The sequence below is a fragment of the Nocardia farcinica genome (assembly GCF_029867845.1).
In the GTDB taxonomy this organism is placed as follows: domain Bacteria; phylum Actinomycetota; class Actinomycetes; order Mycobacteriales; family Mycobacteriaceae; genus Nocardia; species Nocardia farcinica_A.
The window spans coordinates 1-5,016 of sequence record NZ_JARWRU010000582.1 but is presented as its reverse complement, the minus strand read 5'-3'; the positions used below and the strand labels follow the sequence as shown (position 1 = coordinate 5,016).

General features: G+C 71.3%; 4 protein-coding genes. 2 read left to right on the top strand and 2 right to left on the bottom strand.

Going from position 1 to position 5,016, the window contains the following annotated elements:
- Positions 1–816: pyridoxal-phosphate dependent enzyme (locus QH283_RS12740; RefSeq protein ID WP_280503212.1), on the top strand; the 816-nt coding region annotated here is incomplete at its 5' end.
- 1 nt (position 817) lies between these two features.
- Here the strand turns inward: QH283_RS12740 and QH283_RS12735 are convergent.
- Positions 818–2,035: a serine hydrolase domain-containing protein gene (locus tag QH283_RS12735; RefSeq protein WP_280503211.1), complete on the bottom strand. Its 1,218-nt coding sequence runs from the start codon at positions 2,033–2,035 to the stop codon at positions 818–820.
- A gap of 64 nt (positions 2,036–2,099) precedes the next feature.
- Positions 2,100–3,839: a malto-oligosyltrehalose trehalohydrolase gene (gene treZ, locus QH283_RS12730; protein WP_280503210.1), complete on the bottom strand. Its 1,740-nt coding sequence runs from the start codon at positions 3,837–3,839 to the stop codon at positions 2,100–2,102.
- 209 nt (positions 3,840–4,048) lie between these two features.
- Here treZ and QH283_RS12725 point away from each other — a divergent pair, with 209 nt between their 5' ends.
- On the top strand, positions 4,049–4,663 hold the full coding sequence (locus tag QH283_RS12725; protein WP_280503213.1) for a class I SAM-dependent methyltransferase: 615 nt from the start codon (positions 4,049–4,051) through the stop codon (positions 4,661–4,663).
- The last annotated feature ends 353 nt before the right edge of the window (positions 4,664–5,016 follow it).

The window sequence follows — 5,016 nt, the reverse complement described above, 5'->3', positions numbered from 1 at the left end:
ATCCTCGACCAGCTCGACGAGGCCCCCGATCTGGTCGTCATCCCCGTCGGCGGCGGCGGCTGCCTCGCGGGTATCGGCACCTACCTGCGGGAACGCTCGCCGCAGACCGGCATCCTCGCGGCCGAGCCCGCCGGGGCGGCCTCGATGTCGGCGGCGCTGATCGCGGGCAGGCCGGTGACACTGCCGGAGATCGACCCGTTCGTCGACGGCGCGGCCGTGCGCCGGATCGGTGACCTGCCCTACGCCGCGGTGAAGGGCTTCGGCGGGCGCGTGGTCAGCCACGGCTCGCTGCCGCTGCTCACCGCCGTCGAATCCCCGCCGGGCACCGGCGCTTTCCGTCTGCTGCAGGTGGACGAGGGCGCGATCTGCACGGCCATGCTCGACCTCTACCAGAACGAGGGCATCATCGCCGAGCCCGCGGGCGCGCTGGCCGCCGCCGCGCTGGCCGAGGTGGAGATCCCGGCGGGCGCGACGGTGGTGTGCCTGGTGTCCGGGGGCAACAACGACGTCTCCCGGTACGGCGAGATCATCGAGCGTTCGCTGGTGCATCAGGGACTCAAGCACTACTTCCTGGTCGATTTCCCGCAGGAGCCGGGCGCGCTGCGCCGGTTCCTCGACGAGGTGCTCGGCCCGGACGACGACATCACCCTGTTCGAGTACGTCAAGCGCAACAACCGGGAGACCGGGGCGGCGCTGGTCGGCATCGAACTGGGCACCCCGGAGGGGCTGGCGCCGCTGCTCGAGCGCATCGCGGCCTCGCCGTTGCAGTGCGAACGGCTGGAGCCGGGCAGCCCGGCCTACCGCTACCTCACCTGAGTCAGGCCGCGCGTCGCAGGCCCTCGGGCGCGCCGTGGCCGGCGGCGCGCAACTCGTTGAGGATCAGCGGCAGCAGCCACACCGCGATGATCTGGTCGGCGCCGAGCTGTGTCAGCGAGAACCGGTTGTGCACGAAGCCGACCGACAGGCCCTGCGCGGGGTCGGCCCAGCCGAAACTGCCGCCGAGGCCGATGTGACCGAGGCCGTGCCGCGCGCCGGGCATGGGCATCGAGTGGTAGCCCAGGTGCCACATCATCGGCAGGTAGAACAGCGCGCGATCGACGTGGTAGGTGCGGACCTTCAGGATCTCGCGGATGGTCGACTCCGACAGGTATCGCGCGCCGTCGACCTCGCCACGGCAGGCCAGCGCGTCGTAGACGCCCGCCAGCGCGGAGGCGGTGGCCACGGCATTGCCCGCGCCGAGTTCGGTGGTCAGGATCGGCGGCAGTTCACCCTCGAAGATGCTGTGCGCGCCGGGCAGGAACAGGCAGCGGGCGGCCGCGCCGAGCGGACCGGGCAGGCGCTGACCGGTGCCGAGCACGGCGCTGCCCAACGGCGTGCCGAGCGGACCGAACTGGCTGCCCGCCAGCGGCGCGTACTTGGTGGTCGAGTCGCCCGGCGGGTGGCCCAGATGCAGGCCGTCGATACCGAGCGGCTCGGTGACCTCGGTGCGGAACAGCTCGGCCATGCCCTTGCCGGTGACGCGCCTGGCCAGGCCGGCCAGCAGCCAGCCGTAGGTGACGGCGTGGTAGGTGGGCCGCCCGAGCAGCCGGTCCGGCGCGGCGGCGGCCAGCCGATGCTCCATCTCCTCGTGGTCGAGCACGTCGGTCATGGCGGTGGCCAGCGGCGGCAGCGCGGACAGGCCCGCCCGATGGGTCATGACCTGGGCGACGGTGATCTTCGCCTTGCCGTTGGCGGCGAACTCCGGCCAGTACTCGGCGACCGGCGCGCGGTAGTCGATCTCGCCACGGTCGGCCAAGCGGTGCACGACCGTGGAGGTGACGCCCTTGGTCGCGGAGAAGACGATCGTGCCGGTGTTCTCGGTCCACGGTTCGGTCCCGGCCTCACCGGTCCAGATGTCGACCAGCGGGACGCCGTGGTGGTGCACCGACAGGGCAGCGCCCGCGCCGGGGCGGTTGCCGAAGCTCCGTGCGAAGACGCGCAGCAGCCGCTCGAATCCTGGGACCGCGCTTCCGCGCACCGAAGCCTCGTTGCTCATCACTCCACGGTAACGGTGTCCGTCGGTAACGGGCAATATGTCGGAATGCCCCGGTGAGGGATCGTTACCGTCGGCCGTCGGGCGGATCGGTGAGCACGACGAACGAATGCGCGGGCACCGTGGTGCCGGTCGGGCCGAGCGTCGGCGGCTCCCAGTAGAGCAGGCTGCGGCCGGTGATCGGCACCGTCACCGCGTCCTCGGACAGATTGCACACCAGGTGCACGCTGCCCCGATGCAGCACGAGCCAGCGGGCGTGCTCGTCGTAGTCCACCCGCACGTGCCGCAACGAGGGGTCGGCCAGATCCGGCTGGTCGCGCCGCAGCGCCAGCAGCGCACGGTAGGTCGACAACAGCCGCGCGTGCTCGGGTTCCTCCGGTTCCTTCCAGTCCAGCTTGGAACGGGTGAAGGTCTCGAGATCCTGCGGGTCGGGCACCTCCTCGGCGGTCCAGCCGTGGTCGGCGAACTCCGACTTGCGGCCGAGGGCGGTGGCCGCGCCGATCTCCGGGTCGGTGTGGGAGGTGAAGAACTGGAAGGGCGTGCGCGCGCCCCACTCCTCACCCATGAACAACATCGGGGTGAACGCCGAGCACAGCACCAACGCGGCCTTGATCGCCAGCTGGCCGCCGGTCAGATAGGAACTCGGCCGGTCGCCGATGGCCCGGTTGCCGATCTGGTCGTGATCGCAGGTGAAGGCGATCAGCCGGAAACCGGGCACCAGCGAACGGTCCAGCGGGGTGCCGTGGGTGCGGCCGCGGAAGCTGGAGTAGGTGCCCGCGTGGAAGAAGCCGCGGGTCAGGGTGGTGGCCAGGCAGGCCAGGCTGCCGAAGTCGGCGTAGTAGCCCTGCCGCTCCCCCGACACCGCGGTGTGCACGGCGTGGTGCAGATCGTCGTTCCACTGGGCGTGTAGGCCGTAGCCGCCCGCCGCGCGCGAGGTGACCAGTTTCGGGTCGTTGAGGTCGCTCTCGGCGATCAGGGTCAGCGGTCTGCGCACATGCGCGGACAACCGCTCCACTTCACCTGCCAGCTCGGCGAGCAGATGGGTCGCGGTGCGGTCGACCAGCGCGTGCACCGCGTCCAGGCGCAACGCGTCGATGTGGAACTCGCGCAGCCAGCGAAGGGCGTTGTCCAGGATGTAGCGGCGCACATGGTCGGAGCCGGGCCCGTCCAGGTTCACGCTCTGCCCCCAGGTGTTGCGCCCCTCGCTCAGGTAGGGCGCGAACCGCGGCAGATAGTTGCCGGACGGGCCGAGGTGGTTGTAGACGACGTCCAGGCACACGGCCAGCCCCCTGCCGTGGCAGGCGTCCACGAACCGCTGCAACCCGTCGGGGCCGCCGTAGCCCTCGTGCACCGTGTACCAGAGCACCCCGTCGTAACCCCAGTTGCGGTGGCCGTCGAAGCCGTTCACCGGCATCACCTCGACCACCGTCACGCCCAGCTCGACCAGGTGATCCAGCTGTTCGATCGCCGCGTCGAAGGTGCCCTCCTGGGTGAAGGTCCCGATGTGCAGCTCGTAGATCACCGCCCCCGCCAGCGTCCGCCCCGTCCACCCGGCGTCGGTCCACGCCCGCGCGTCCAGCTCGTGCACCATCGACAAACCGTGCACCCCGTCCGGCTGCCGAGGCGAGCGCGGATCCGGCAGCACCGTCGGATCGTCGTCGAGCAGGAACCCGTAGCGCGCCCCCGGCCCGGCGTTTACCCGCGCCCGCCACCACCCGTCCGGCGAGCGCCGCATCGCGTGCACGACCCCGTCGACCTGCACCCGCACCGTCTCCGGCCGGGGCGCCCACACCTCGAACACCGTCACCGCGCCAGCATCCCACGGGCGGGTCCGCTCTTCATCCGCAACGAGACTCGAACCTCGCCGCCGAGATCGAGGAGTCGCCGCAAGCGCTGGACACGGTTGTCGCCTACCACGCGGATCGAATGGCGCAACGAAGCGATCGGCGACGAGATCTCTCGCCGCCCCGGCCAATGGGGGTGGCAGGGGGCCCGGTGACCTGCGAGAGGGGGTGGATGGGCTGGTACGACGAGCATGTGGTGCCCCGGTTGGTCGATTTCGTCTGCGGGATGCAGGCCAACGACCGGTATCGGGCGAGGGCGTGCGAGGGGCTGCGGGGGCGGGTCGTGGAGATCGGGTTCGGGTCGGGGTTGAACGTGCCGTTCTATCCCACGGCGGTGGAGTCGGTGAGCGCGGTCGAGCCGTCGGACAAGGGGTGGAGCATGGCGGCGGAGCGGGTGGCCGCCTCGCGGGTGCCGGTGGAGCGGTCGGGGCTGGACGGGGCGGCGCTGCCGTTCGACGACAGCAGTTTCGACACCGCGCTGTCGACGTTCACCATGTGCACGATCCCCGACATCGAGGGGGCGCTGGCGCAGGTGCGGCGGGTGCTGGCGCCGGGAGGGACGCTGCACTTCGTGGAGCACGGTCTGGCGCCGGACCCGAAGGTGCGGGCCTGGCAGCACCGGCTCAATCCGATCGAGCGGGCCGTGGCGGGCGGATGCAATCTCGACCGCGACATTCCCGGCCTGCTGGCGGCCAACGGATTCCGCGTGACGGAATTGGACCGGTTCTACGCGCCGGGGCCGAAGTTCCTGACGGCTCTGTCCATCGGTGTGGCGACCGCCGCCTGACCGAACTCACCCCGCACGGATGGTCGTTCGAATAGCCTTGGTGTAGCCGCACTCCGGCACCCCGGGCGGTCACCGGCGACCGTCACGTCATCTATTCGACCGACTGGTCTGTTGTGTGGCGACAGCTACGCTGCGAGGAACCGTCTGCGGCCTGCCCGCGCCATCACGGGCGGCGAAGCATCCGGGACTCGGTCGGCGAGGCGCGCGGAAGCGGGGTGTCGGGCAGCGACTGTCCGGCGTCTGCCGGACGCCGGGGGCCTCCCCCGTCCACCCGCCGACGCCGCCCCTGCCCAGACGTCGCCGCCCCTGCCCACCGACGACGAGGACGCATCAGTGCCGGCCGCCCGCGAAGC

Excerpts from the sequence above, each read along its gene's own strand:
- QH283_RS12735 (WP_280503211.1), bottom strand. The coding sequence starts at position 2,035 with ATGAGCAACGAGGCTTCGGTGCGCGGAAGCGCGGTCCCAGGATTCGAG.
- QH283_RS12725 (WP_280503213.1), top strand. The coding sequence starts at position 4,049 with ATGGGCTGGTACGACGAGCATGTGGTGCCCCGGTTGGTCGATTTCGTC.